Raw genomic sequence first — 26,118 nt, forward strand, 5'->3', positions numbered from 1 at the left:
GCAATCTACCAGCGATAACCGCCATATTCCGTCATCCCAGCGAAGGCTGGGATCTCCTCGGGGCGGGTGCTGCGCTCTCCAACAGGGAGACCCCAGCCTTCGCTGGGGTGACGGCGCGGGGGGGGTGTGGTGAGTGATGTCGGCTCAGGTCAGTCCAGATACCCGCCCTCGTGATCGACATCGATCTCGCGCACGCCGCGGCGTTGGCGGGCGCGGTCGACCAGCTTGCGGATGCCTTCGCGGCGGTCGCGTGCCATCGGAACGTCGCGCAAGGTGAACTCGCCGCCCGCGGTGGTGCGGTCGGTCGAGGTCAGTATGATCGTGCCGATGTCGACCATCTGGTTGAGCAGCGAATAGCCGAGCCGGACATCCTTGATCCGGTAGAGTTCGATCTCGTCGATCGTCTTGAACAGGATGCCGCGCTTCACGATCAGGCGCTGGTCGGTGATCTCGTAGGTCGCGGCGCGGTTCTTCAGCCAGCGCACGCCGATCAGCACGAATCCGACCCCCACCAGGCAGGTCAGCAGCGTCCCCCATCCGGCGAAACTGCCGACCAGCCAGCGCGTGGTACTGGACCTGAATTCGTCGACCGAACGCTCCACGCGTAACTCCCTGGGAAAGCAGCGACGGTAGCCGAGCGCGTCGGGCTGTCAATCGGTCCGGACGACGCCGCTCTGCGCGAGTTGCGCGTCGATCTGCCCGATCAGCGCGTCGATCCCGGCCTGGTCGCGCGCCTCGGCCCGCGCGGTCAGCATCGCCTGCGTGTTCGACGCGCGGAGCAGCCACCAGCCGTCGGGCGTCGTGACCCGCGCGCCATCGGTGCGGTCGACGATGGCACCCTCGGCTTCGAGCCGCGCCAGTACCTCGTCCACCACCGCGAATTTGCGCGCATCCTCGACCGCGAAGCGCAGGTCGGGCGTGTTGACGAACTGCGGCATCGCGTCGAGCAGCGCGGTCAGCGACAGGCCCGACAGATGGATCGCGCGGATCAGCCGGATCGCGGCGTAGTGCGCGTCATCGAACCCGTAATAGTCGCCGGCGAAGAACAGGTGGCCGCTGAGCTCGCCCCCCAGCGGCGCGCCGGTCTCGACCATCCGCCGCTTCATCAGGCTGTGGCCGGTCGGCGCCATGCTGGCCGTACCGCCGAGCGCGGTGATCCGGTCGAACAGCCCCTGGCTCGACTTGACGTCGGCGACGATCGTCGCGCCGGGCGTCTCGCGCAGCTGCGGTTCGACCAGAATGGAGAGGATCTGGTCGCCCCACAGGACGCGGCCCTGCGCGTCGACGGCGCCGATGCGGTCGCCGTCGCCGTCGAAGGCGAGGCCGAAATGGAGGTTCTTGTCCGCGACGAGGCGCTTGAGGTCGGCCAGATTGGCTTCGACGCTGGGATCGGGATGATGGTTCGGGAAATTGCCGTCGATATCGGCGAAGATCACATGATGCTCACCCGGCAGGCGCTGGACCAGCTGCTCGACGACCGCGCCCGATGCGCCGTTGCCGGGGTCCCAGCCGATCCGGTAGCTGCCGCCGGCATAGCCGAGCATCAGCCGGTCGACATAGGCATCCTGCACATCGGCGGTGGTGACGGCCCCGGCCCCGTCCTCCCAGTCACCGATCGCGGCCAAGCGCGCGAGGTCCTGGATGTCGTCGCCGGCAAAGGGCGCATGCGCGTGGACGAGCTTGAAGCCGTTATAGTCGCGGGGATTATGGCTGCCGGTTACCTGGATGCCGCCATCCACTTCTAGCGTCGCCTCGGCGAAATAGAGCATCGGCGTGGGGCCCAGGCCGATCCGGACGACATCGACGCCGCTCGCGGTCAGGCCCGCGACCAGTGCGGCTTCGAGCGCGGGGGACGACAGGCGGCCGTCATAGCCGACCGCGACGCGGGTGCCGCCGGCGCGGCGGACCCGGGTAGCGAAGCCGCGGCCGATCGCGTGCGCGTCGGCGCTGCCAAGTGCGGGCCCGACGATACCGCGGACGTCGTATTCGCGAAGGATTTCGGGGTCGAAATGATGGGTCATGCGAGCGCCGCTCTCAACTCCAATACCACCCCGGCGAAGGCCGGGGCCCAGTTGGAAAGGTCAATGTAACGAAAGGCTGTGCACCGTCACGCCTGTCCCCCAACTGGGCCCCGGCCTCCGCCGGGGTGGCGTATATCGACGGGATCAGAGCCGCTTGAGCAGCAGGTCCCGCGCCGCATTCACTCGCCGCGTCAGGTCCGCCGAGCCGCCGCGGTCGGGATGCACGCTCGCCACCAGCCGCCGGTGCGCGGTGCGGATCGCCTCCGCGTCGGCGCCGCGTTCGAGACCCAGCACCGCGCGCGCCTCCGCCTCGTCCGCGACCGGACGCGCCTTCGGTTTCGGGCGCAGATAATACCAGGCCAGCCAGATGAAGAGGCCGGCGACGATGAACTTCACGCCGCGACGCCGGGCTGGTCGACCGCGATATCGGGCAGTTGCAGCGCGGCCATCATCTCGCGCAGTTCCTGGCGGGCGGCGACGTGGCCGAGACCCATCGACCCGAACTCCTTCGAATCGATCATCGTCAGCCCGGCGGGAAACATCTCGCGGTAGATCACGCGCTCGCCGAGGCCCGGAATGATCCGGAAACCGACGCGTTTCGCCAGTTGCGCCAGCGCATCCGACACGCGGCGCATGTTGCGTGCCTCGATATGCTGGAGGCGGTTGCGCAGCACGACCCAGTCGATCGTGGTGCCGTCGGCGCGCGCGCGCTGTTTTCGCGCATCCCAGATCAGCTCGGAATAAAAGCTTGGGCGCGTCACCTGATAGGTTTCGGGATCGACCTGTCCAATCAGATCGAAATCGACGAAGCTGTCGTTCATTGGCGTCACCAGCGTGTTCGCCAGTGCGGCCGCCGTGCGCGCGAACGGGTCGTCGCGACCCGGCGTATCCACCACCAGGAAATCCGCCTGCTCCGACAGCCCGTGCCACAGCTCCTCGAACTGATCCTCGCTCTGCTCCGACAGCGTCGCATGGACCGGCATCGGCAACGCGGCGCCGATCCGCTTCACGGTCTGCGCGCGATTGTCGAGATAGCGGCCGACGGTGCGCTGGCGGTGATCGAGGTCGAGGCAGGCGACGCGCGCGCCCCGCGCGGCGAGCGCGATCGCGACATGCACCGCGGTGGTCGACTTGCCCGTGCCGCCCTTTTCGTTGGCGAACACGATCACGTGCGTCTGCGGCGGGGTCTGGGCTGAGGTCTGATCGGGGCCCGTGGCCAACGCGTGGTTCCTTATGCGACGATGATGGGTTGATAGTCCGTGGCCCCCTTCATAGAAGCCGCGACCGCACTTATCGAGTAGGAGTTTGCCGTGGACGTCGTCCGGGACCTTAATGCGTTGCGCGAGAGCGTCGCCGCCCTGCGCGGCGAGGGCACGCGCGTGGCGCTGGTGCCGACGATGGGCGCGTTGCACGCCGGCCATGTCGCGCTGATCGAGGCAGCAAAACGGCCCGGCACCAAGGTGGTCGCGTCGATCTTCGTCAACCCGACCCAGTTCGGCGCCAACGAGGACCTGTCGCGCTATCCCCGGCGCGAGATGGCCGATATCCGCATGCTGACCGAAGCGGGCTGCGACCTGCTCTGGCTGCCGTCGGTCGAGACGATGTATCCGGCCGGCTTCGCGACGACGGTCAAGGTCACCGGCGCCAGCGACGGCTTCGACGGTGCGTCGCGGCCCGGGCATTTCGACGGCGTCGCCACGGTCGTGTCGAAGCTGTTCAACCAGGTCGCGCCCGACGCAGCCTATTTCGGCGAGAAGGACTATCAGCAGCTGGCGGTCATCCGCCGCTTCGTCGCCGATCTGGACTTCCCGATCGACATCGTCGGGGTGCCGACGCAGCGCGACGACGACGGGCTCGCGATGTCGTCGCGCAACATCTATCTCGACGACGAACAGCGTCGCCAGGCGATCGCGCTGCCCCGCGCGCTGGGCGTCGCGGCGCGCGCGATCACCCGCGGAGAGGATGCCGACGCGGTGCTCGACGATGCGCGGACGATGCTGACCGGCGCGGGGTTCGGGATCGACTATGTCGCGCTCGCCGATGCCGAGACGCTGGCCGAGAACCCCGCGGAGGATCGCCCGCGGCGGTTGCTTGCGGCGGTACGGATGGGCGGCACGCGGCTGATCGACAACATCGCGATCGAGCCGGGCGGATAGCGCCGTTAACCCATTAACCATTTCGTAGCACGACTCGGTGCAGGTTCTGTCCACGAACTTGGGGGCAGACCATGGCAAGCACACCGAAGACCGCGAATTTCGTCATCGAAAGCAGGCTCGCCGCCGCAGCGCGGGGCGACGACCGGGCCTATTATGATCTCGGCATGGTCTATTCGACCGGCGCCTCGGGGATCTGCGTCGACATGATCGAGGCGCATAAATGGTTCAACCTGGCGGCGGTCGCCGGCAACGTCGCGGCGCAGGAATGCCGCGCGGAGATCGCCGAGGACATGACCGCGCGCGAGATTTCGGTGGCGCAGCGCGCCGCGCGCGACTGGCTGGGCATGACCCAGCGCAAGGCGGCGTAACTGCCCTCCCGTTTACGGGAGGGGTTGGGGGAGGGCCTGGCCCTCATGTGCCCTGCTCGCGGCTATGTCGCGCCCTCCCCTAGCCCCTCCCGCAAGCGGGAGGGGGATTCAGGCTTCGACCTTCTTGGCGGGCGCCTTCTTCGCCGCCGGCTTCTTTGCCGCAGCCTTCTTCACCGGAGCCTTCTTAACGGGCGCCGTCTTCTCCGCCGCATCCTTGGCCGGCGCCTTCTTCGCTGCCGGCTTCTTAGCGGCCGCCTTCTTCTTCTTCGGCGCAGGCGCCGCCGCAGCCCGCGCGTCGATCAAGGATGCCGCTTCCTCCAGTGTCAGCTTGTCCTTCTCGATCGATTTCGGCAGCGTCGCGTTGGTGGTGCCATCCGTGACATAGGCGCCGTAGCGCCCTTCCATCAGCTTGATCTCCGCTTCGGTACGCGGATGGTTGCCGAGTATCTTCAGCGGCGCCTGCGTACCGCGCTGCTGGCGACCACCGCCGGCTGCCGCCTCGGCGAGCTTCACCACCGCGGCATTCATGCCCGTTTCGAACACGTCCGCGGTCGAGGTCAGCCGGGCGTATTTGTTGGCGTGCTTCAGATACGGACCATAGCGGCCGATCGCAGCGGTGATCGGTTCGCCGGTCTCGGGATGCGTGCCGACGGTGCGCGGCAGCGACAGCAGCTTCAGCGCCCATTCGAGATCGAGTTCGCCGATGTCCTTCGGGATCGACGCCATTTTCCGCGCCTCACCCTCGCCGATCTGGATGTACGGGCCGAACCGTCCCGACTTGCGCTCGACCGGCAGGTTGGTTTCCGGATCGACGCCCAGCGTCGACGGGCCGGCATCCGCCTCCGCCTCGCCGCCCGGCTGCGCGAACCGGCGGGTGTATTTGCACTCGGGATAGTTCGAGCAGGCGATGAACGCACCGAACTTGCCGCCGCGGAGCGCGAGCTGGCCCTCGCCGCAATTCGGGCACAGCCGCGGATCGCCGCCGTCCGCCTGCGCCGGGAACAGATAGGGCGCTAGGAAGATGTCGAGCTCGGCGGTGATCGCCGACGGCTGCTGCTCCATCACCTCGGAGGTGCGCGGCTTGAAGTCGCGCCAGAACGCTTCGAGCACCGACTGCCACTGCGCGCGGCCGCCCGAGACGTCGTCGAGTTCTTCCTCGAGCTCGGCGGTGTAGTCGTAGCCGACGTATTTCTCGAAGAAGCGCTCGAGGAATGCCGTCACCAGACGCCCGGATTCCTCGGCGAAGAAGCGGTTCTTCTCGATCCGGACATAGGCGCGATCCTTCAGCGTCTTGATGATCGACGCGTAGGTGGACGGGCGGCCGATGCCGAGTTCCTCCATCCGCTTGACCAGCGAGGCTTCGGAAAAGCGCGGCGGCGGCTGCGTGAAATGCTGCTCGGCATCGACCTTCTTCTTGGCGGGCGAATCGCCTTCTTTCATCCGTGGCAGGCGACGGGCATCCTCGTCGGCTGAGTCGTCCGACCCCTCCTCGTACAAGGCCAGATAGCCCGGGAAGAGCACGACCTGCCCGGTGGCGCGGAGGATGTTGCGGCCGGTGCCGTCGGCCATCTCGACCGTGGTGCGCTCCATGCGGGCGGACGCCATCTGGCTGGCAAGTGCGCGCTTGAAGATCAGGTCGTAGAGGCGCGCATGATCACCGCCGCCAGCCTTGTCCTTGCCGAAATCGGTCGGGCGGATCGCTTCGTGCGCTTCCTGTGCGTTCTTCGCCTTCGACTGATATTGGCGCGGCTTGTCGGGGACATAGCTCGCGTCGAAGCGGTTCGCGACCGCCAGCCGTGCGGCCGAAATCGCGCTGCCGTCCATCTGCACGCCGTCGGTACGCATGTAGGTGATCGCGCCGTCCTCGTAGAGGCCCTGCGCGATCCGCATCGTGTGATCCGCCGAGAAGCCGAGTTTGCGCGAGGCTTCCTGCTGCAAGGTCGAGGTGGTGAACGGCGGCGGCGGGTTGCGCGTGGCGGGCTTGGTCTCGACCGACTGGACCGAGAAATTGCCTTCGAGGACCGCCTGTTTCGCGCGCAGGGCATCGCCTTCGTTGCCGATCGAGAGGCGGTCGAGCTTGGCGCCCTCGAACTGCGTCAGGCGCGACTGGAACGCGGTGCCGTCATGCTCCATCTCGGCGGTGACGGACCAGTATTCCTGCGGCTTGAAGACGTCGATCTCGCGCTCGCGTTGGACGATCAGGCGGAGCGACACCGACTGGACGCGGCCGGCCGACTTGGCGCCGGGCAACTTGCGCCACAGCACCGGCGAGAGCGTGAAGCCGACCAGGTAATCGAGCGCGCGGCGGGCGCGATAGGCGTCGATCAGGTCGTCGTCGAGCTCGCGCGGGTTCTTCATCGCCTCGGTCACCGTCGCCTTGGTGATCGCGTTGAAGGTGACTCGCTCGACCTCCTTGGGGAGCGCCTTCCGCGCACGCAGAACCTCACGGACGTGCCAAGAAATCGCTTCGCCCTCGCGATCCGGATCGGTCGCGAGGATCAGGCGGTCGGCGGTCTTGGCGAGGTCGGTGATCGCTTTCAGCTGCTTCGACTTGTCGGCGTAATTCTCCCACGTCATCGCGAACGCATCGTCGGGATCGACCGAGCCGTCCTTGGGCGGCAGATCGCGGACATGGCCGTAGCTGGCCAGCACGCGGTAATCGCTGCCGAGATATTTCTCGATGGTCTTCGCCTTGGCGGGCGATTCGACGATGACAAGCTGCATGGGGAAAGTCGGTCCTTACGTGTACGCGTACGAGGGTGGCGGGGTGTCGCCCCACTCGTCAAGCGGCCGCGAATGTTGAGAACGTTGAGACCGGGAACGCGGTTTTCAACCAGAGACTCGGTGGTCGGTCGTTGCCGGGGCCATGCCACGATCCCCCGCTGTAGGACAGTCAGGCGAGCGCGACGCGGCCGCCGGCATGACGTTCGAGGCGGCCGGCGAGTTCCAGTTCGAGCAACACCGTCTGGACGATCGCCGGCGACAGATGCGACTGGCGGACGAGTTCGTCGATGCCGACCGGCACCGGTCCCAGCAAGCCGACGATGCTGCGGCGCTGGCCGTCGCTGGCGTCCTCCGGCGGCGCCGCATCGAAGGGATCGATCGGGGAGCGGACCGAACGCAGGTCGAACGGCCGGATCTGTTCGAGGATATCGGCCGCGCTCTGCACCAGCGTCGCGCCCTCGCGGATCAGCAGATTGCAGCCCTGCGCACGCGGGTCGAGCGGGCTGCCGGGCACCGCCATCACCTCGCGCCCCGCCTCCGCCGCGATCCGGGCGGTGATCAGCGAGCCCGAGCGCGGTGCGGCCTCGACCACCACAGTACCGATCGCGAGCCCGGCGATGATCCGGTTGCGCGACGGGAAATTGCGCGCGCGGGGTTCGGTGCCCGGAGGTTGCTCGGCGATCAGCAGGCCGCGGGTGGCGACGTCCTCTTGCAGCGCGGCGTTCTCCGGCGGGAAGGCGATATCGATGCCGCTGGCGATCACGCCGATGGTGCCGCCGGCAATGGCGCCGACGTGCGCGGCGGTATCGATCCCGCGGGCAAGCCCCGAGACCACGGTCGCGCCGGCGTCCGCCAGTTCATGGCCCAACTGGCGGGCGAAGCGACAGGCGGCGGCAGAGGCGTTGCGCGCGCCTACCACTGCGATGCAGGTTCGGCCCATCAATGCAGCGTCCCCCCGCAGAATCAACGCAGGCGGAGCGGTGTCGGTTTCGGCCAGAAGCCGCGGATAGTCGGGGTCGTCGATGAACAGATAGCGCCCTCCGGCCTTGGTCGTGGCGGCGATCTCGCGGTCGATGGTCGCGCGGTCAGCGATCTGCGCCGCAAGCCCGCCACCGCGCGCTGCCAGCATCGGCAACGCAGCGATCGCGGCGTCCGCATCGCCGAAGCGCGCGATCAATTGACGATAGGTGACCGGGCCGACGCCGGTGGTGCGCAGCAGACGGAGCCGCGCGACCGCGTCAGCCACGCGGTTTGCCGAGGCGCGGTTCGGTGCCGGACAACAGTCGCGCGATGTTATCGCGGTGTTTCCACACCACGATCGCCGCCAGCGCGAGCAATAGCAGCACGAGGTCGAACCGCCCGAACGCTGCGGCTGCGACCGGTGCGCTGATCGCCGCGACCATGCCGGCGACCGACGAGATCCTGAGCACCGCGAGCAATCCGAGCCAGGCGACCGCATAGACGAGCCCCAGCGGCCAGTAGAGCGCGACGACGATGCCCATCAGCGTCGCCACCCCCTTGCCGCCGCGAAACCCGAGCCAGACCGGATAGCAATGGCCGACGAACGCCCCGGCAGCCGCCAGCAGCGCGTTGCCGGGAAACAGATGATCGACCAGCAGCACCGCGACCGCACCCTTCGCCATGTCGAGCAGCAGGGTGGCCGCCGCCAAGCCCTTGCGGCCGGTACGCAGCACGTTGGTGGCACCGATATTGCCCGACCCGATCGTCCGCAGATCGCCTGCGCCGGCGAGCCGCGTCAGGATCACGCCGAACGGGATCGCCCCCGGCAGATAGCCGAGGACGAGCGACAGCGTCGGCGCGAGCCAGAGAATTTCGGTCTTCAAGATACCCCCGTTCGGGTTCGATATACGACGTCGGGGTACGCGCGCCAACACCCCGTGTCGGCCACCACCTCTCCTGGCGTCATCCTGACGAAAGTCAGGACCCAGGGTCGCGGGCGTTGCGCTGCTTGGCTCTGGGTCCTGACTTTCGTCAGGATGACGGAGAAGAGGGATGACGGGGGAGCCGGATGACGAAGGGCCGCGATGGCGCTAAGGCCTCCTCCGATGACGACCGGCCCGATCCTGTTCTTCGATTCCGGCGTGGGCGGATTGTCGATCGTCGCACCGGCGCGTGCGATGCTGCCGACCGCGGAGTTCGTCTATGCCGCGGACTCGGCGGGGTTTCCTTACGGCACCAAGTCCGAGGCGGAGATCGCGGCGCGGGTGCCGGTGCTGCTCGGGCGGCTTGCCGAACGCTATCGCCCACGGCTGATCGTGATCGCGTGCAACACCGCGTCGACGATCGCGCTGCCGGTGGTGCGCGCGGCGCTGGACCTGCCGGTGGTCGGCACCGTGCCTGCGATCAAGCCGGCTGCCGCGTTGTCGCGCACCCGGACGATCGGCGTGCTGGGGACGCAGGCGACGGTGCGGCAGGCCTATGTCGACGACCTCGCGGCGCGGTTCGCGGGCGACTGCACGGTGCTGCGCTACGGCTCGGCCGAACTGGTCGAGATCGCGGAGGCGGCGCTGCACGGCCGCCCGGTCGAGGCCGATCGCTACGCGGCGGTGCTGGCCGGGCTGTTCGGCCAGCCGGGCGGCGAGCGGATCGACGTGATCGTCAACGCCTGCACGCATTTCCCGCTGGTCGAGGCGCAGCTCGCCGCCGCGGCGCCGGGCGTGCGGTTCGTCGATGGCGGTCCCGGGATCGCGCGGCGGATCGCGTATCTGACCGCCGGACAAGCCTGGCCCGACGCGCCGGGGCCGGGCACCGCGGTGTTCACGCGACTCGGCGAGGACGAGCGCTCGCTGACCCCCGCGCTGGCCGCCCGCGGTTTCTCGCGGCTTGAACAGCTTTGATACCCCAGGACAATCTGTCCGCTTGAACGCGGCGCGCGCTGTGGCAATGTGCACCTGGGATGAGGGAAGCGATCACCGTAACCACGGGATTGCGCTGGAATGAAGTGGAAGCGAGGCGTAGTGCCCCAAGTCATGAATACGGACGGCCTCATGCCCGTGCACGGCACGGACACCATCGGATCCCAGATCATTGGACCCCGAGTCGATTACTCCCGCGTCTTCACGCAGGCGATCGACCGGCTGCATGCCGAGGGGCGCTACCGCGTCTTCATCGACATCCTGCGCAACAAGGGTGCGTTTCCCAACGCGCGCTGCTTTGCGGGGCATAACGGACCCAAGCCGATCACGGTGTGGTGCTCGAACGACTATCTCGCGATGGGCCAGCACCCCAAGGTGATCGCGGCGATGGAGGAAGCGCTGCACGACGTCGGCGCGGGCTCGGGCGGCACGCGCAACATCGGCGGCAACACGCATTACCATGTCGACCTGGAAGGCGAACTCGCCGACCTGCACGGCAAGGAAGCGGCTTTGCTGTTCACCAGCGGGTACGTCTCGAACGAGGCGACGCTGGCGACGCTGGCCAAGGTGCTGCCGGGCTGCATCATCTTTTCCGACGAACTGAACCACGCGTCGATGATCGCGGGTATCCGTAACTCGGGCTGTGAAAAGCGCGTGTTCCGCCACAACGACCTCGCGCATCTCGAAGAGTTGCTGGCGGCGGAAGACCCCGCTGCACCGAAACTGATCGCGTTCGAGAGCGTGTATTCGATGGAAGGCGACATCGCGCCGATCGCGGCGGTGTGCGATCTCGCCGACCGCTACAACGCGCTGACCTATTGCGACGAAGTCCATGCGGTCGGGATGTACGGCGCGCGCGGCGGCGGCATTTCGGAGCGCGACGAGGTCGCGCACCGGATCACCATCCTCGAGGGCACGCTGGGCAAGGCGTTCGGCGTGATGGGCGGGTATATCGCCGCGGATCGTACCATCGTCGACGTGATCCGGTCGTACGCGCCGGGGTTCATCTTCACGACCTCGCTGTCGCCGGTGCTGGTCGCCGGCGTGCTGGCGAGCGTCCGCCACCTGAAGGCGTCGAGCGTCGAGCGCGAGGGCCAGCAGGCGTCCGCTGCGATGCTGAAGGCGATGCTGAAGGAGGCCGGGCTGCCGGTGATGATCGGCGACACGCATATCGTGCCTGTGATGGTCGGCGATCCGGTCAAGGCGAAGAAGATTTCCGACGTGCTGCTCGCCGAATACGGCGTGTACGTCCAGCCGATCAACTACCCGACCGTGCCTCGCGGGACCGAACGGCTGCGGTTCACGCCGGGGCCGGCGCATACCGAAGAGATGATGCGCGAGCTGACCGATGCGCTGGTGGAGATCTGGGGCCGGTTGGAGTTGCGAAAGGCGGCTTGAGGATATCCTCTCTCGGCTCGTCATCCTGACGAAAGTCAGGACCCAGAGCCCCAAGCGCTACGCCTGTAACCCTGGGTCCTGACTTTCGTCAGGATGACGGAGCGGGTGCGATGACGGAGTGGATGGGGCGGCGGACGCGGTCAGAGCGCCCGCACCGCCGCCACCATCATCCGGCCGGTCAGGCGCGCGGTCTCGTCTTCCGACAGTTGCGGGCGCGACAGGGTGCGGTGGCCGAGGCCGAACATGAAGGCGAGGACGAGTTCCTCGGCCCCCTCCAGTTCGATCGTGGTCAGCGCCGGGTTGGCGACGCAGGCGAGTTCGCTGATGACGTCGCGAAAACCCTGGCACAGCCCGCCGATCGCGTCGGCGACGACGGCGTTTCGATGCGCCTCGGCCATGATCTCGAACGACAGCGCCTCGTCGCCCTTCGACAAGGCGCGTTTCGCCAGTTCGACGAACGCCGCTTCGATCGTCGTGCGTCCTGCCGTCGCCTCTTCGCAGATCTTGGCGAGTTCGAGTCGTTTGCTTTCGGCGTCATGGTTCACGATCGCCTGGATGATCGCCTCCTTGCCGGTGAACAGGCGATAGATCTGGCCCACGCTGACTTCGGCGGCGTGTGCGAGTTCGGACATCGCGGTCTGGTGAAAGCCCCGTGCAGAGAACAGCTTGCGCGCAGCGGCCACGATTCGATCGCGGCTACACATGTCATGCTGCACTGCAGCCAAAATACACCTCCAAACACGTTTTGTGTTGACGGGCCGGTCGCACGTTCGTAGCGGCGGTGCAAGCGGAATGAACGTTCATTCCGCGCGACCTTTATGGTCGCGGGGACGTTGGAAAGCGAACTATGCGTCGATCGGACATCACAGGATCCATGGCTCTGGGCGCGCTCGTCCTGGTCGCCGCGTGCAGCAAGCCGGCTGCGCCGCCGCCGCAGACCCCGCAGGTCGGCGTCGTGCAGGTCACCGAGCAGTCGGTGACGCTGTCGACAGAGCTGCCGGGGCGTATCACCGCGGTTGAGACGTCGGAAGTACGGCCGCAGATCAGTGGCGTGATCCGCCGCCGGCTGTTCGCCGAGGGCTCGATGGTGAAGGCCGGACAGACCCTCTACGAGATCGAGGACGCGCCGTACCGCGCCGCGCTCGGCACCGCACAGGGCCAGCTCGGCGCCGCGCAGGCCCAGATCAACGCGACCCGCCTGCAGGCCCAGCGCTACGGCGAACTGGTCAAGTTGAACGCGGTGTCGAAGCAGGAGGCGGACAACGCCACCGGCTCCGCCGCACAGGCTCGCGCCAATGTTGCAGCGCAGCGTAGCGCGGTCGAGTCAGCCCGCGTCAATCTGAACTTCACGCGGATCAAGGCGCCGATCTCGGGCCGCATCGGCCGCTCACTGTTTACCGCCGGCGCGCTGGTGCAGACCGGCCAAGCCGATCCGCTCGCGACGATCCAGCGCACCGACACCGTTTATGTCGACGTCACCCAGTCGGCAGCGCAGCTGCTCGACCTGAAGGCGGCGATGCAGTCGGGCCAGATCACCGGCGGCGGCGAGGGCGCACGCGTCCAGCTGATCCTGCCCAACGGCCAGACCTATCCGATCGAGGGTCGCCTGCAGTTCGCCGAAGTCACCGTCGACCAGTCGAGCGGCGCGGTGACGCTGCGCGCGAAATTCCCCAACCCCACCGGGATGCTGTTGCCGGGCATGTATGTCCGCGCGAAGCTGGTGCAGGGCACGCAGGCCAAGGCGATGCTGGTCCCGCAGCGCGCGGTCAGCCGTGACGAGCGCGGCAACCCGACCGTGATGGTCGTCGGCGCCGACAACAAGATCGCACCGCGCACGCTGCAGACCACGCAGACGCAGGGCGACAACTGGCTGGTCACGAGCGGCGTCAAGCCGGGCGACAAGATCATCGTCGAAGGCGGCATGATGCTGCGCCCGGGCATGGAGGTGAAGGCGACCCCGTGGAACCCCAATGCGAAGCCGGCAGCCGCCGGCGCCCCGGCACAGGGTAAGTAACCGCTCATGTCACGCTATTTCATCGAACGCCCGATCTTTGCCTGGGTGATCGCGATCATCCTGATGCTCGCGGGCATCCTGGCGATCCGGTCGCTGCCGATCGCGCAGTTCCCGGCGATCGCACCGCCCGCGGTGTCGATCATCGCGACCTATCCGGGTGCCGATGCGGCGACGCTGGAGAACACCACGACGCAGGTGATCGAGCAGCAGATGAAGGGGCTAGACCACCTTCGCTACTTTTCGTCCTCGTCGAGTTCGGCCGGCACCGTCACGATCACGCTGACCTTCGAGCAGGGCACCGACCCCGACATCGCGCAGGTCCAGGTCCAGAACAAGCTGCAGGCGGCGACCCCGCTGCTGCCGCAGGAGGTCCAGCAACAGGGGCTGCAGGTCGCCAAGGCGACGCAGAACTTCCTGCTGTTCGTCGGCGTCTATTCCGAGAACGGCGCGCATAACGCCGACGATCTCGCCGATTACATCGTGTCGAAGCTGCAGGATCCGATCAGCCGCGTGAACGGCGTCGGCGACACGCAGGTGTTCGGGTCGCAATATGCGATGCGCATCTGGGTCGATCCGCTGAAGCTCAACAATTACGCGCTGACGATGGCGGACATCACCGCCGCCGTGGTCGCGCAGAACGCCCAGGTTTCGGCCGGGCAGATCGGCGCGCAGCCGGCCCCCAAGGAGCAGATGCTCAACGCGACCGTCTCGGTCTCGTCGCGTCTGAACACCCCCGACCAGTTCGCCAAGATCAGCCTGAAGAGCAACGCCGACGGCTCGATCGTCCGGCTGGGCGACGTCGCGCGGGTCGAGATCGGCGCCGAGAACTACGGCTTCTCGTCCGAATGGAACGGCAAGCCGGCATCGGGCATCGGCATCAAGCTGGCGCCGGGCTCCAACGCGCTCGATACCGTCACCGCGGTCAAGGCGCGCGTGAACGAAATCGCCAAGCAGTTCCCGCCCGACGTCAAGGTCATCTTCCCGTACGACACCTCGCCGTTCGTCAAGCTGTCGATCACCCAGGTGATCGAGACGCTGGTCGAGGCCGTCGTGCTCGTCTTCCTCGTGATGTTCCTGTTCCTGCAGAACTTCCGTGCCACCCTGATCCCGACGATCGCGGTGCCGGTGGTGCTGCTCGGCACCTTCGCGGTGCTGTCGATCGCGGGCTATTCGATCAACACGCTGACGCTGTTCGGCATGGTGCTGGCGATCGGGTTGCTGGTCGATGACGCGATCGTCGTCGTCGAGAACGTCGAACGCCTGATCCAGACCGAACATCTCAGTCCCAAGGACGCCGCACGGAAATCGATGTCCGAGATCAGCGGCGCGCTGGTCGGCATCGGCCTGGTGCTGTCCGCGGTGTTCCTGCCGATGGCGTTCTTCGGTGGTTCGACCGGCGTGATCTATCGCCAGTTCTCGATCACGATCGTCTCGGCGATGGTGTTGTCGGTCACGGTCGCGCTGATCCTGACCCCGGCCCTGTGCGCCACCATCCTGAAGCCGCACGACCCCGGCAAGGCCGAGGGCAACGGCCCGCTGGCGCGGTTCTTCCGCTGGTTCAACGACAAGTTCGACCGCGGCCAGGCCAAGTACGAGCGCGGCGTGCGCGGTACCGTCAACGGTTGGAAGCGGTCGGTGCTGGTCTATCTGCTGATCGTCGCCGGCATGGTGGTGATGTTCGTCCGCCTGCCGACCGGGTTCCTGCCCGACGAGGACCAGGGGATCATGATCGCGCTGGTGCAGGGCCCGTCGGGCTCGACCACCGCGCGCACCCAGAAGGGCCTGAACGCAGTCCGCGACCACTTCCTCCAGACCGAGGGGAAGAACATCCAGGGCGTCTACACGATCAACGGCTTCAGCTTCGCCGGCGCCGGGCAGAACAGCGGCATCGCCTTCATCCCGCTCAAGGGCTGGGAAGACCGCAAGGGTGCCGAGAACAAGGCGCCTGCGCTCGCCGGTCGTGCGATGGGTCCGCTGTCGCAGTTCAAGGACGCACTGATCTTCGCGGTGGTCCCGCCAGCGGTCCAGGAACTCGGCAACGCGACGGGCTTCGATCTGCAGCTCGTCGATACCACCGGCATCGGGCACGCCAAGCTGCTCGAGGCGCGCAACATGATGCTGGGGATGGCATCGCAGGACAAGTCGATGGTCGGCGTGCGTCCCAACGCGCTCGACGATGCGCCGCAGCTGAAAATCGACGTCGATCACGACAAGGCGCGTGCCCTCGGGCTCGACCTCGCCAACATCAACCAGACGATCAGCACCGCGTGGGGTGGTTCGTACATCAACGACTTCATCGACCGCGGTCGCGTCAAGCGCGTCTATATCCAGGCGGACCAGCAATATCGCCTGACGCCGGAGAACCTCAGCGACTTCTACGTCCGCGGCGCATCCGGCACGATGGCACCGTTCAGCTCGTTCGCCACGACCACCTGGGCGCAGGCTCCGGTGCAGCTGACCCGCTATAACGGCCTGCCCTCGATGGAAATCCTGGGTACGCCGGCGCCGGGCGTGTCGTCGGGCGCGGCGATGGCGGCGATGGAGGCGATCCACGCCAAGCTGCCGCCGGGTACCGAGCTCGAATGGACCGGCCTCAGCTATGAGGAGCGGTTGTCGGGTGGCCAGGCGCCTGCCTTGTACGGCCTGTCGCTGATGATCGTCTTCCTGTGCCTTGCAGCACTGTACGAAAGCTGGTCGATCCCGGTCTCGGTGCTGCTGGTGGTGCCGCTGGGCGTGGTCGGGGCGTTGCTTGCAGCGCTGCTCACCGGGCTTGGCAACGACATCTACCTGCAGGTCGGGCTGATCACGACGATCGGCGTGTCGGCAAAGAACGCGATCCTGATCGTCGAGTTCGCCGAGGAGCGCATGAACGAGGGCATGAGCGCGTTCGACGCGGCGATCGCGGCGGCCAAGCTGCGGTTGCGACCGATCCTGATGACGTCGCTGGCGTTCATCTTCGGCGTGTTCCCGCTCGCGATCTCGACCGGCGCAGGCGCCGGTGGCCAGAACGCGATCGGCCGCGCGGTGGTCGGCGGAATGTTCACGGCGACGATCTTCGCGATCTTCTTCGTGCCGATGTTCTTCCTGCTGGTGAAGCGCGCGTTCAAGCAGGACAAGGCGCACAAGCCGTCCGACCCCAATCGTGCCGTCGACCCAACCGTAAATGGCGACGTGCCCGGCCCGCAGCGGCCGCAGGAGGCTTAAGATGTTCCCCCGCAAAATCGCCCTGACCTTTGCCGCCGGGCTGACGCTCGCCGGTTGCAACCTCGCACCGAAATACGTCCGCCCCGAGCTGCCGGTGCCACCGGCGACCCCGTCGGGTCCGGCCTATGCGGCCACCGACGCGGTGGGGGCGATCATCCCCGCCGACACCGCGTGGGAGACGTTCTTCACCGACGACCGCCTGCGCGGCGTGATCCGCACCACGCTGGTCAACAACCGCGACCTGCGTATCTCGGTCGCCCGCGTGGCCCAGGCCCGCGCGCAGTACCGCGTGCAGCGCGCCGACCTGTTCCCGACATTGGGCGCTACCGGTAGCGCCAGCTATCAGAAGTCGCCGTTCGGGCAGGTCACCGGCGGGACGGGTACCGGCACGGGGACCGGCGGCGTTGGCGGCGGCGTTGGCGGTGGCGTTGGTGGCGGCACCGGAACGGGTGGCGGCGCTGGCGCGGCGGTCGGCAGCGGCCGTACCGATATCTATTCGGCGAACCTGGGCATCTCGGCGTGGGAGATCGACCTGTTCGGTCGCGTCCGCAACCTGACCCAAGCACAGCAGGAACTCTACTTCGCAGCCGAAGAGAACCGCAACGCGGCGCAGGTCGCGCTGATCGCGGAGGTCGCGACCGCGTGGCTGACGATGGCGGCGGATCAGGACCGGCTGAAGATCGCCCGCGATACCGCCGCGGCGTTCGGCCAGACCGTCGACCTGACGGCGCAGCGCTTCCGCGTCGGCATCGCGTCCGAACTGGAAGTCCGCCAGGCGCGCACGACCTACGACCAGGCACGGTCGGACATTGCGCAGGCGACCACGCTGATCGCGCAGGACCGCAATGCGCTCAACCTGCTTGCGGGCACGACGCTGGACGACGCGGTGCTGCCGGCGGCGCTCGACCGCCCGGCGACGCTCGACACGCTGCCGGCGAACCTGCCGTCCGAGGTGCTGCTGCGTCGGCCCGACATCGCCGCCGCCGAGCACCAGCTGATCGGCGCCAACGCCAATATCGGCGCGGCGCGCGCAGCGTTCTTCCCGAACATCTCGCTGACCGCGGCGTTCGGGACGCTCAGCCTGGGGCTTTCGAACCTGTTCGGCAGCGGCAGCCAGAGCTGGTCCGTCGCACCGACCGTCAGCCAGACGCTGTTCGACTTCGGCCGCAACAAAGGCAATCTGCGCTACGCCCAGGCGCAGCGCGACGAACTGGTCGCGACCTATGAGCGGACGGTGCAGACCGGGTTTCGCGAAGTCGCCGATGCGTTGGCGCGACGCGGCACGATCGGTGCGCAGCTGAGCGCACAGACGTCGTTGCGCGACAACGCAGCGGGCGCGTTCAACCTCTCGCAGCTGCGTTTCCGGGCGGGGATCGACCCGTTCCTCAACACGCTCGATTCGCAGCGCGCGCTGTATACCGCGCAGCAGAGCCTGCTCGCGACGCGGCTGACGCACGATACCAATGCGGTGGAGCTGTACCGGGCGTTGGGTGGCGGGCTGAAGTAACGCCCCCTCCCCGTCATCGTGACGAACGTCAGGATCCAGAGCCAAGCAGCGCAGCGCGGGTTACCCTGGGTCCTGACGTTCGTCAGGATGACGGACCATTAGTTCGACAGCTCGCCGAGCAGCACGATGGGCGGCGGGCTTAAGTAACCCGTCGTTCCCAAACCTTCCGTCATCCCGGGCTTGTCCCGGGATCCAGGGCCACGAGCGGTAACGTTTGGAACCCTGGATCCCGGGACGAGCCCGGGATGACGGCGCGTTGGACGGTTAGTTCGACGGTTCCGACAGCGGAGCGAAGCGGGCGACTTGCCGTCCGACCAGGCACAGCTGTTCGAGCACCGCGGGGTCGTTCGCGCCGCCCTCGCCGTCGAACTTGGTGATCTGCGTATTGATCGCGGCGGCGAACGGCGTCGGCCAGCCGCGCAGCGCGTGGACGATGGATCGCAGCGCGGCGATCGTGCTGCCGGTCGCCTGCCAGCCATACGCGGTGGCGATCAGCCCGACCGGCATGTCCGCCAGATAGGCGCGGCCTTCGTCGCGTGCGGTCTCCTCGAGCAGGTCGAGCGCGTTCTTGACCACGCCCGAGATGCTGCCGTGATAGCCCGGGCTGGCGATGATCACCGCGGAGGCTTCGCGGACCGCGTCGACGAACGCACGCTCGTCGGGAGTCCGGGTCGTCGCTTTTGGATCGTAGAGCGGCAGCCGGGCCATGTCGGCGCCGCCGAACATCCGCGTCCGATAGCCTTCGCGCTCGACCGCATCGAGCGCGATCCGCAACGCGCGCTCGGTCGAGGATACGCCGCCGATGGTGCCGCCGATGCCGACGACGAGAGGAAGTGCCACACGATCACCCTGGTTGCTGCGCACCTGCTCTTCCCCGTTTCGGACCGCGAAGACAACCGGGTGCGGCGCGAAAGATTGTGAAGCTGGCCCAAAGATGCGCTATCGCAGTGTTGTACCGACTGTTATAGTGAAGTAACACAGCTGATGGCCGACCGCTGGACCCCCCGCCCCTCTTCCGATCCGGCACCCTCCTCGCGTTCGGCGGGCGAGCGCGAACGGCTTCGTGCGGCGTATGACGAGGATCGGGTCGAGCGGCTGGTGTCGCAGGACCTCGACGATCTTGCGCCCGATCCCGTCACGACGTCGCGTCGGAAAACGCCGGTCGGGCGCTGGATCGTGCGCGGCCTGGGGATCGGCATCGTCCTGCTGGTGGTCGCGATCATCTGGCTGGCGATCACCGCGCCGCTGTCGAAATCGCTGCTGCCCCCGACCCCGCCGTCGATCACGCTGACCGCCGACGACGGCACGCCGATCGCGCGGCGCGGCGCGATCATCGGCGCGCCGGTCGATGCGGCGAAGCTGCCACCCCACGTGACGCAGGCGTTCCTGGCGATCGAGGACCGGCGATTCTATTCGCATTGGGGGATCGACCCGCGCGGGATCGCGCGCGCGGCCTGGGCCAATATGGGATCGGGCGGCGTGCGCCAGGGCGGCAGCACGATCACGCAACAGCTCGCGAAGAATGCCTTCCTCGATTCGGACCGCACCGCGGCGCGGAAGATCCGCGAGGCGATGATCGCGCTGTGGCTGGAGGCGTGGCTGTCGAAGGACGAGATCCTCTCGCGCTATCTGTCGAACGTCTATTTCGGCGACAATTGCTACGGCATCACCGCGGCGTCGAAGCATTATTTCGGGCGCAAGCCGCAGGATTTGAGCATCGGTCAGGCGGCGATGCTGGCGGGGCTGGTCAAGGCGCCGTCGCGGCTTGCCCCGACGAGCAACCTCGACGGCGCACGGCGGCGCGAGGCGGTGGTGGTGGGCGCGATGGTCGCCGCCGGATTCCTGACCCCGCGCGAGGGCGACATGGTCAAGCCGCAGCGCGTGCTGTCGAGCGCACCGGCGCAACTGCCGAACGGCACCTATTTCGCCGACTGGGTGCTGCCCGAGGCGCGCGACCAGGCCGGTGAGGTCAAGACCGAGACCACCGTGCAGACCACGCTCGACCGCCGCCTGCAGCGCGCCGCCGAACGCGTCGTCGCCCGCGCCGGGCTGCGCCAGGCGCAGGTTGCGCTGGTGGCGATGCGGCCCGACGGCCGCGTCGTCGCGATGGTCGGCGGCAAGGATTATGCGAAGAGCCCGTTCAACCGCGCGACGCAGGCGCGGCGCCAGCCGGGATCGACCTTCAAACTGTTCGTCTATCTGGCGGCGATGCGCGCCGGGATGACGCCCGATTCGATGATCGAGGACAAGCCGGTGACGATCGGCGACTGGACGCCGAAGAACAGCGACGGGCGTTATCAGGGGACGATCACGCTGCGCCAGGCGTTCGCGCGGTCGTCGAACGTCGCCGCCGCCCGGCTGACGCAAAAGGTCGGGGTGAAGGCGGTGATCAAGGCGGCGCGCGACCTCGGCATCTCGACGCCGATCGCGAACGAGGCGACGATCGGGCTGGGGACGTCGACGGTGTCGCTGCTCGAACTGACCGCGGCCTATGCGGCGATTTCGCGCGCGCAATATCCGGTGCAGCCGCGCGGGCTGGCCGATGTCCGCGAAAAGGGCTGGTACCAGTCGCTGACCGGGGGCGCGAGTAAGCTGCCCGACAGCGTGCACGACGAGATGCTCGACCTGCTCTCCGCCTCGATCCACGGCACCGGGCGCGGCGCCGGGATCACCGTCGACGCGTATGGCAAGACCGGGACGACATCTAACAATAAGGATGCCCTGTTCGTCGGCTTCGCCAAGGACCTGGTGGTCGGCGTGTGGGTCGGCAACGACGACAACACCTCCAACCCCGGACTTTCCGGCGGCGGCATCCCGGCACGGATCTGGCGCGATTTCATGCAGTCGGCGCTGGGCATCGCACCGGTGGTGGCGCCCGAGCCGGTGGTCGAGGATGCCGACCCCGATGCGTTGCCCGCAGACGACCTGGGTAATTTCGCGCTGCCACAGGGCGAAATCGAGGGGATGGGGCTGAACCTGAAGATGGGACCTGATGGGACGATCTCGGTGGGCCCGTCGCGCGACCGCGACGAGCGGCCCATCGAGCGGGAGGACCGGCGGGCGACCGAGCGCGAGGATCGACGGCCGCCCGAAGAGGACGGGCCGATCGAGGAGAATTAAAGCGGATTCTCTAACCTCGCCCGTTCGTTATCCCAGCGTAGGCTGGGATCTACTTGTGGCAGGCGTCGCGCTTCCCAACGGGAGACCCCAGCCTCCGCTGGGGTGACGGATTTGGGTAAGCGTCTCCCCTCCCTGGAAGGGAGGGGTCGGGGGTGGGTCGCCCCGAGAGGAAACGCTGCGCACACCACCGGCCTACCCACCCCCGGCCCCTCCCTTTCAGGGAGGGGAGTTCGTAAGAATTGCCACCCGCGTATGGGTCCGGTTGACGCGCACACCGCGTCGCAGCATTGATCGTCCATGCGATTTTTCTCCGACAATGCCGCGCGCGTCCATCCGCAGGTGATGGCCGCGATGGGTGCCGCCGATGTCCTCGATACCGCCTATGCCGGCGATCGCTGGAGCGCGCAGCTCGGCGGGCGGCTGTCGGCGCTGTTCGAAACCGAGGTGGCGGTGCTGTGGGTACCGACCGGGACCGCGGCGAACTGCCTCGCGCTGGCGGCTTTGTGCCCGCCGCATGGCGGGATCGTCTGCCACCGCGACGCGCATATCCAGAACGACGAGGGCGGCGCACCCGAATTCTACACGCATGGCGCCAAGCTGTTCCTGGCCGAGGGGGAGGGCGCGAAGATGACGCCGGACACCATCCGGGCGGTCATCGATGCGATCGCCAACGACGTCCACCGCGTCCAGCCGCATGCAATCTCGATCACCAACGCGACCGAATATGGCCGCGTCTACACGGTAGAAGAGGTCGCCGCGATCGGTACGCTGGCGCGGGACCGCGGGCTTGGGCTGCACATGGACGGCGCGCGCTTCGCCAACGCGGTCGCGCATCTGGGGTGCTCGCCCGCAGACATCACCTGGCGCGCGGGCGTCGACGCGCTCAGCTTCGGGTTCGTCAAGAACGGCGCGATGAGCGCGGAGGCACTGGTGTTCTTCAAGCCCGAACTTGCCGCGGTGACGCAGTATCGCCGCAAGCGCGCCGGCCTGCTGCTGTCGAAGGGGCGCTATCTGGCCGCGCAGATCCTCGCGATGCTCGACGACGACCTGTGGATCGACAACGCGCGCGCGGCGAATGCGGCGGCGACGACGTTGGGCGCCGCGGGTGGCGACCGCGTCATCCATCCGGTCGAAGCGAACGAGGTGTTCCTCCGCGCAACGCCTGCCGAGGCTGCGGCACTGCGGGCGAAAGGTTTCGATTTCTACGACTGGGCGGACGGCGAAATCCGGCTGGTGACGGCGTGGGACAGCGCGCCGGACGCGGTGGCCCTGCTCGCGGATGCGATAGCGGCGCTTTGAACCCAGGTCCCGCTACTTACGGCGCGCCCAATTCGACGCGCCCGGCGATCCTGATTCCGCTCGGGATCGTGACGCTGATCTGGGGGTCGACCTGGCTGGTTATCCGCGACCAGATCGGGGTGGTGCCGATCAGCTGGTCGGTCAGCTATCGCTTCCTGGTCGCCGGGATCACGATGACCGCGTTCGCGCTGGCAAAGGGCGAACGGTTGCGGATGGATGCGCGCGGCTGGCGCTTCGCCGCGATCCTCGCGGTCGCGCAGTTCGTGTGCAACTTCAACTTCGTCTACCGCGCCGAGGCCTATGTGACATCGGGGCTGGTGGCGGTGGTGTTCGCGCTGCTGGTAGTGCCCAACGCAATCTTCGGGCGCATCTTCCTGGCGCAGAAGGTCGGGCGACAGTTCATCGCAGGATCCGCGGTGGCGATGGCGGGTGTCGCGCTGCTGTTCGTCAACGAGGCGCGGGTCGATCCGCATGGCTCGACCTCGGCGCTGATCGGGATCGGCTTCACGCTGTGCGCGGTGCTGTCGGCATCGACCGCCAACGTCATGCAGGGCACCGCCAGCGCGCGGCGCTATCCGATGGCGACGATGCTGGCGGTGGCGATGCTGATCGGCGCGGCGATGGACGCGGGGTTCGCGTTCGCGACGACCGGACCGCCGGTGTTCGAAATGCGGATCGGCTATATCGCCGGCATCCTGTATCTCGGCGTGTTCGCGTCGGCGATCGCGTTCACGCTGTATTTCAGCGTGATCCGCGTGATCGGGCCGGCCAAGGCGGCCTATTCGGGCGTGCTGACGCCGGTTATCGCGATGCTGCTGTCGACGGTGTTCGAGGGCTATCGCTGGTCGACGCTGGCGGTCGCGGGGGCGGTGCTGGCGGGGATCGGGCTGGTCATCGCGTTGAGGGCGCGCAGGCCGGCGCGGTAGTCGGCAAAGGCCGGGGTCCAGCCCAGCACGCGCTTCGCCTTGCCGTTGGCGACCCGGCGGTTCTCGGCATAGAAACTGCGCGCCATCGGCGACAGCGTGTCGAGCGCGACGAACGGCGGCGGCGGCAGGTTCAGCAGCGACGCGGCGAAGGCGGCAACATCGTTCTGCGACGTCGGATGATCGTCGGCGAGATTGTAGGCGCCCGCGGGCGCGTCGAATGCCGCGACTACGCCTGCAATGATATCGTCGACATGGACGCGGCTGAACACCTGGTCGGGCAGGTCGATGCGGTGCGCCTTGCCTTCCGCCACGCGGTCGAGTGCGGAGCGGCCGGGGCCGTAGATGCCGGGCAGGCGGAAGACGTGCGCACCGAGCGTCAGCCAGTCGGCATCGGCGCGGGTGCGTGCCGGGCGACGGCCACCGGTGGGCGCGGTCTCGTCGATCCAGGCGCCGCCGGCATCGCCGTAGACCCCGGTCGAGGACAGGTAGCCGCGCCATGCCCGGCTGCGCTGCAGGGTTGAGCCGTAACGGACGAGCACGGGGTCGGCATCGTCCGCGGGCGGGACCGAGGACAGGATGTGCGATGCCGCGGCGATTTCCGCCAGCACGGCGGGGGTGTCGTCGAACGGCAGGGTGCCTTCGCGACCGTCGCGGGTGGTGCCGACGACGTGCCAGCCCTCCCCCGCCAAGCGCGCGGCGATACGCTCTGCGGTATAGCCCAGGCCGAGCACCAGCAGCCGGCTCATCGCGCCATCGGCCCGTTGTAGAGCGTGCCGAAATAGTCGCCCGCGTTCCAGGTGGGACGCGCCGGGCCGTCGGCGATCGCGCGCGCGATGCGGTAGTTGGCGTCGACGAAGCGGATGCCCTGGTCCCACAGGATCGGCTGGGTCAGATCGTCGCACGGCCGGTGATAGCACCGCGTCATGAAGGCGACCGAGGCCGCCCGACCCGGCCCCTTGGGTCCCGGCCACAGGAACACCGAGGGAATGCCCTTCTGCACGAAGCGGAAATGGTCGGAGCGTACGAAGATGCCCTCCTCCGGCGTAGGATCGGGCGACAGCGAGACACCCAGCGTGGCGATCGCCTCGCGGACCACGGGACCAAGCGACGAGCGTTCGGCGCCGAACACGACCATGTCCTCGAACCTGTACGTCAGGATCGGCATGTCGAGGTTCACGTCGGCGACGATATCGGCCAGCGGGACGGTCGGGTGGTTGGTGAAATAGTCGCTGCCGACCAGCCCCTTTTCCTCGCCGGTGACCGCCAGGAACAGGATCGTCCGCTTCGGGCGCTGGCCGCTCGCGGCGAAGCGCTTCGCCTCCTCGATCAGGCTGGCGATGCCGATTGCGTTGTCGAGCGCGCCGTTGTTGATCGCGTCGCCCTTCACCGGTGCGGTGACGCCGATATGATCGAGATGCGCGGAGAGCACGACCACCTGTCCGGCGAGCACGGGATCGCTGCCGGGGATCAGGCCGATGACGTTGCTGCTGGCGGCGGCGGTGAAGCCGGTGTGGGTCGTTGCGGTCAGCGTGCCCGCCAGCGCGCGGCTCGTGAACTTGGCGTTGGCACTCCCGGCGAGCTTTGCGACCTTCGGCCAGGCGGCACCGAACAGCTTGGCCGCGCCAGCCTGGCTGAGCGTGCCGAGCGACGGAATCGGGTCCGCGGTCCCGGTGCCATCGGGTTTCGCCCAGGTCATGCGCTCACGTGCAAAGGAGTCCGCGATCCGGGCAAACGGACGCGCCTTTGCCGTGGCCGGGCTTTCGAGCGTGATCGTCGCGATTGCGCCATGCGCGGCGGCTGCGCGCGCCTTGGTCCCCGGCGAGCCGAAAAACGCGCGCTCCTCGCCGCCCAGCCGTGCGGGCGCGCCGCCGAAAACGGCGACGATCTTGCCGCGGACGTCGACACCCGCGTAATCGGTCTGGCCATACTGCGCCGCGTCGATGCCATAGCCGACGAAGACGACCGGTGCGGACACGCGGGTCTCGGCCACGCCGGGGTTGGCGGCGGGGACGTAATCGGTACCGAAGACCAGCGGTCTGGCGCCGGCACCGTCGGTCAGGACGAACTCGCCCCGGTCGGCGGCCTTGTAGCGGACCAGCGGCACGCGCTGCAGATAGCCGCCCGCCTCGCCACCCGGTTGCAGACCCGCGGCAAAGAACTGCGCGGCGACATATTGCGCGGCGATGTCGAATTCGGGACTGCCGGCTTCGCGGCCTTTCATCGCGTCGGACGCGAGGAACATCACGTGCGCCTTCATCGCCGCCTGGTCGGCTGGAAGACTCTGGGCGACAGCTGCGGTTGCGACTGCCAGCGCGGCGAGTGCGCCTAAGGGTCGGTACATTCGGATCCTCTTCTTCCCGTCATCCTGGGCTCGACCCAGGATCCAGAGTTACGGAGCGCAGCGCTTGCGACCCTGGATCCTGACGTTCGTCAGGATGACGGAATTTGGATCGGACTAGCAGACACGAAGGGGCCCGCAAGCTTTGGCTGGCGGTCGCGGACGCG

General features: G+C 67.8%; 21 protein-coding genes. 10 read left to right on the plus strand and 11 right to left on the minus strand.

Features of this window, described 5'->3' with window-relative positions; all coding sequences use genetic code 11:
- Positions 1–149: 149 nt before the first annotated feature.
- The 4 genes from SJY20_RS16735 to SJY20_RS16750 all read right to left on the minus strand — a co-directional run bounded on the left by SJY20_RS16735 (position 150) and on the right by SJY20_RS16750 (position 3,241).
- Positions 150–602, minus strand: coding sequence for a PH domain-containing protein (locus SJY20_RS16735; protein WP_380788136.1), 453 nt, complete (start codon positions 600–602; stop codon positions 150–152).
- Positions 603–650: 48 nt separating this feature from the next.
- Positions 651–2,021, minus strand: a complete 1,371-nt coding sequence (gene pgmG, locus SJY20_RS16740) for a phosphoglucomutase/phosphomannomutase PgmG (protein WP_380788138.1) — start codon at positions 2,019–2,021, stop codon at positions 651–653.
- 144 nt (positions 2,022–2,165) lie between these two features.
- Positions 2,166–2,417 carry a J domain-containing protein gene (locus tag SJY20_RS16745; RefSeq protein ID WP_380788140.1) on the minus strand — a complete coding sequence of 84 codons (252 nt, stop codon included), beginning with the start codon at positions 2,415–2,417 and terminating at the stop codon, positions 2,166–2,168.
- Positions 2,414–3,241, minus strand: a complete 828-nt coding sequence (locus SJY20_RS16750) for a division plane positioning ATPase MipZ (protein ID WP_380788142.1) — start codon at positions 3,239–3,241, stop codon at positions 2,414–2,416. Before SJY20_RS16750 ends, SJY20_RS16745 begins: the two co-directional genes overlap by 4 nt.
- A 90-nt stretch (positions 3,242–3,331) precedes the next feature.
- On the opposite strand from SJY20_RS16750, the gene panC reads away from it, so the two are divergent.
- Complete coding sequence (gene panC / locus SJY20_RS16755; RefSeq protein ID WP_380788144.1) at positions 3,332–4,177, plus strand: pantoate--beta-alanine ligase; 846 nt, start codon at positions 3,332–3,334, stop codon at positions 4,175–4,177.
- Positions 4,178–4,248: 71 nt separating this feature from the next.
- A complete protein-coding gene (locus tag SJY20_RS16760; RefSeq protein WP_380788146.1) occupies positions 4,249–4,545 on the plus strand; it encodes a hypothetical protein in 297 nt (98 codons plus the stop codon).
- Between the two features lie 108 nt (positions 4,546–4,653).
- Here the strand turns inward: SJY20_RS16760 and topA are convergent, their stop codons facing one another.
- From topA to plsY, 3 genes are all read right to left on the minus strand, one after another.
- Positions 4,654–7,269, minus strand: coding sequence for a type I DNA topoisomerase (gene topA, locus SJY20_RS16765; protein WP_380788148.1), 2,616 nt, complete (start codon positions 7,267–7,269; stop codon positions 4,654–4,656).
- 169 nt (positions 7,270–7,438) lie between these two features.
- On the minus strand, positions 7,439–8,515 hold the full coding sequence (dprA, locus tag SJY20_RS16770; RefSeq protein ID WP_380788150.1) for a DNA-processing protein DprA: 1,077 nt from the start codon (positions 8,513–8,515) through the stop codon (positions 7,439–7,441).
- Positions 8,508–9,113 carry a glycerol-3-phosphate 1-O-acyltransferase PlsY gene (gene plsY / locus SJY20_RS16775; protein ID WP_380788152.1) on the minus strand — a complete coding sequence of 202 codons (606 nt, stop codon included), beginning with the start codon at positions 9,111–9,113 and terminating at the stop codon, positions 8,508–8,510. Before plsY ends, dprA begins: the two co-directional genes overlap by 8 nt.
- A 222-nt stretch (positions 9,114–9,335) precedes the next feature.
- On the opposite strand from plsY, the gene murI reads away from it, so the two are divergent.
- Positions 9,336–10,127, plus strand: coding sequence for a glutamate racemase (murI, locus tag SJY20_RS16780; protein WP_380788154.1), 792 nt, complete (start codon positions 9,336–9,338; stop codon positions 10,125–10,127).
- Between the two features lie 150 nt (positions 10,128–10,277).
- Entirely contained in the window at positions 10,278–11,543 is a 1,266-nt protein-coding gene (gene hemA, locus SJY20_RS16785; RefSeq protein WP_380788765.1) for a 5-aminolevulinate synthase, read from the plus strand.
- Between the two features lie 140 nt (positions 11,544–11,683).
- Here hemA and SJY20_RS16790 read toward each other — a convergent pair whose 3' ends face one another.
- On the minus strand, positions 11,684–12,226 hold the full coding sequence (locus tag SJY20_RS16790) for a helix-turn-helix domain-containing protein (RefSeq protein WP_380788156.1): 543 nt from the start codon (positions 12,224–12,226) through the stop codon (positions 11,684–11,686).
- A 164-nt stretch (positions 12,227–12,390) separates the two neighbouring features.
- Here SJY20_RS16790 and SJY20_RS16795 point away from each other — a divergent pair, with 164 nt between their 5' ends.
- From SJY20_RS16795 to SJY20_RS16805, 3 genes are read left to right on the plus strand one after another with little or no spacing between them, the layout of a single operon-like run.
- On the plus strand, positions 12,391–13,557 hold the full coding sequence (locus SJY20_RS16795; protein ID WP_380788158.1) for an efflux RND transporter periplasmic adaptor subunit: 1,167 nt from the start codon (positions 12,391–12,393) through the stop codon (positions 13,555–13,557).
- A 6-nt stretch (positions 13,558–13,563) separates the two neighbouring features.
- On the plus strand, positions 13,564–16,761 hold the full coding sequence (locus SJY20_RS16800; RefSeq protein WP_380788160.1) for an efflux RND transporter permease subunit: 3,198 nt from the start codon (positions 13,564–13,566) through the stop codon (positions 16,759–16,761).
- 1 nt (position 16,762) lies between these two features.
- Complete coding sequence (locus tag SJY20_RS16805) at positions 16,763–18,268, plus strand: efflux transporter outer membrane subunit (protein ID WP_380788162.1); 1,506 nt, start codon at positions 16,763–16,765, stop codon at positions 18,266–18,268.
- A 264-nt stretch (positions 18,269–18,532) separates the two neighbouring features.
- Here SJY20_RS16805 and SJY20_RS16810 read toward each other — a convergent pair whose 3' ends face one another.
- On the minus strand, positions 18,533–19,108 hold the full coding sequence (locus tag SJY20_RS16810; protein WP_380788164.1) for an NADPH-dependent FMN reductase: 576 nt from the start codon (positions 19,106–19,108) through the stop codon (positions 18,533–18,535).
- A gap of 144 nt (positions 19,109–19,252) precedes the next feature.
- Between SJY20_RS16810 and SJY20_RS16815 the strand changes: the two genes are divergently transcribed.
- From SJY20_RS16815 to SJY20_RS16825, 3 genes are all read left to right on the plus strand, one after another.
- Positions 19,253–21,388 carry a transglycosylase domain-containing protein gene (locus tag SJY20_RS16815; protein ID WP_380788165.1) on the plus strand — a complete coding sequence of 712 codons (2,136 nt, stop codon included), beginning with the start codon at positions 19,253–19,255 and terminating at the stop codon, positions 21,386–21,388.
- A gap of 297 nt (positions 21,389–21,685) precedes the next feature.
- Entirely contained in the window at positions 21,686–22,687 is a 1,002-nt protein-coding gene (locus SJY20_RS16820) for a threonine aldolase family protein (RefSeq protein WP_380788167.1), read from the plus strand.
- A complete protein-coding gene (locus SJY20_RS16825; protein WP_380788169.1) occupies positions 22,684–23,613 on the plus strand; it encodes a DMT family transporter in 930 nt (309 codons plus the stop codon). The genes SJY20_RS16820 and SJY20_RS16825 overlap by 4 nt, the downstream gene beginning before the upstream one ends.
- Here SJY20_RS16825 and SJY20_RS16830 read toward each other — a convergent pair.
- Together SJY20_RS16830 and SJY20_RS16835 are read right to left on the minus strand one after the other, a co-directional pair.
- Positions 23,523–24,359 (minus strand): NAD(P)-dependent oxidoreductase, encoded by an 837-nt coding sequence (locus SJY20_RS16830; RefSeq protein ID WP_380788171.1) that lies wholly within the window; start codon positions 24,357–24,359, stop codon positions 23,523–23,525. The two genes, SJY20_RS16825 and SJY20_RS16830, sit on opposite strands and share 91 nt — an antisense overlap.
- Complete coding sequence (locus tag SJY20_RS16835) at positions 24,356–25,954, minus strand: M28 family metallopeptidase (RefSeq protein ID WP_380788173.1); 1,599 nt, start codon at positions 25,952–25,954, stop codon at positions 24,356–24,358. The genes SJY20_RS16830 and SJY20_RS16835 overlap by 4 nt, the downstream gene beginning before the upstream one ends.
- Between the last annotated feature and the right edge of the window lie 164 nt (positions 25,955–26,118).

Source organism: Sphingomonas sp. R86521 (assembly GCF_042466235.1).
Taxonomy (GTDB): domain Bacteria; phylum Pseudomonadota; class Alphaproteobacteria; order Sphingomonadales; family Sphingomonadaceae; genus Sphingomonas.

What these genes read in the sequence shown, in the direction of transcription:
- SJY20_RS16805 (WP_380788162.1), top strand. Translation starts at nt 16,763, where the DNA reads ATGTTCCCCCGCAAAATCGCCCTGACCTTTGCCGCCGGGCTGACGCTC.
- pgmG (WP_380788138.1), bottom strand. Translation starts at nt 2,021, where the DNA reads ATGACCCATCATTTCGACCCCGAAATCCTTCGCGAATACGACGTCCGC.
- SJY20_RS16835 (WP_380788173.1), bottom strand. Translation starts at nt 25,954, where the DNA reads ATGTACCGACCCTTAGGCGCACTCGCCGCGCTGGCAGTCGCAACCGCA.
- SJY20_RS16820 (WP_380788167.1), top strand. Translation starts at nt 21,686, where the DNA reads ATGCGATTTTTCTCCGACAATGCCGCGCGCGTCCATCCGCAGGTGATG.
- SJY20_RS16795 (WP_380788158.1), top strand. Translation starts at nt 12,391, where the DNA reads ATGCGTCGATCGGACATCACAGGATCCATGGCTCTGGGCGCGCTCGTC.
- hemA (WP_380788765.1), top strand. Translation starts at nt 10,278, where the DNA reads ATGCCCGTGCACGGCACGGACACCATCGGATCCCAGATCATTGGACCC.
- topA (WP_380788148.1), bottom strand. Translation starts at nt 7,269, where the DNA reads ATGCAGCTTGTCATCGTCGAATCGCCCGCCAAGGCGAAGACCATCGAG.
- SJY20_RS16760 (WP_380788146.1), top strand. Translation starts at nt 4,249, where the DNA reads ATGGCAAGCACACCGAAGACCGCGAATTTCGTCATCGAAAGCAGGCTC.
- SJY20_RS16815 (WP_380788165.1), top strand. Translation starts at nt 19,253, where the DNA reads ATGGCCGACCGCTGGACCCCCCGCCCCTCTTCCGATCCGGCACCCTCC.
- SJY20_RS16800 (WP_380788160.1), top strand. Translation starts at nt 13,564, where the DNA reads ATGTCACGCTATTTCATCGAACGCCCGATCTTTGCCTGGGTGATCGCG.
- SJY20_RS16830 (WP_380788171.1), bottom strand. Translation starts at nt 24,359, where the DNA reads ATGAGCCGGCTGCTGGTGCTCGGCCTGGGCTATACCGCAGAGCGTATC.
- murI (WP_380788154.1), top strand. Translation starts at nt 9,336, where the DNA reads ATGACGACCGGCCCGATCCTGTTCTTCGATTCCGGCGTGGGCGGATTG.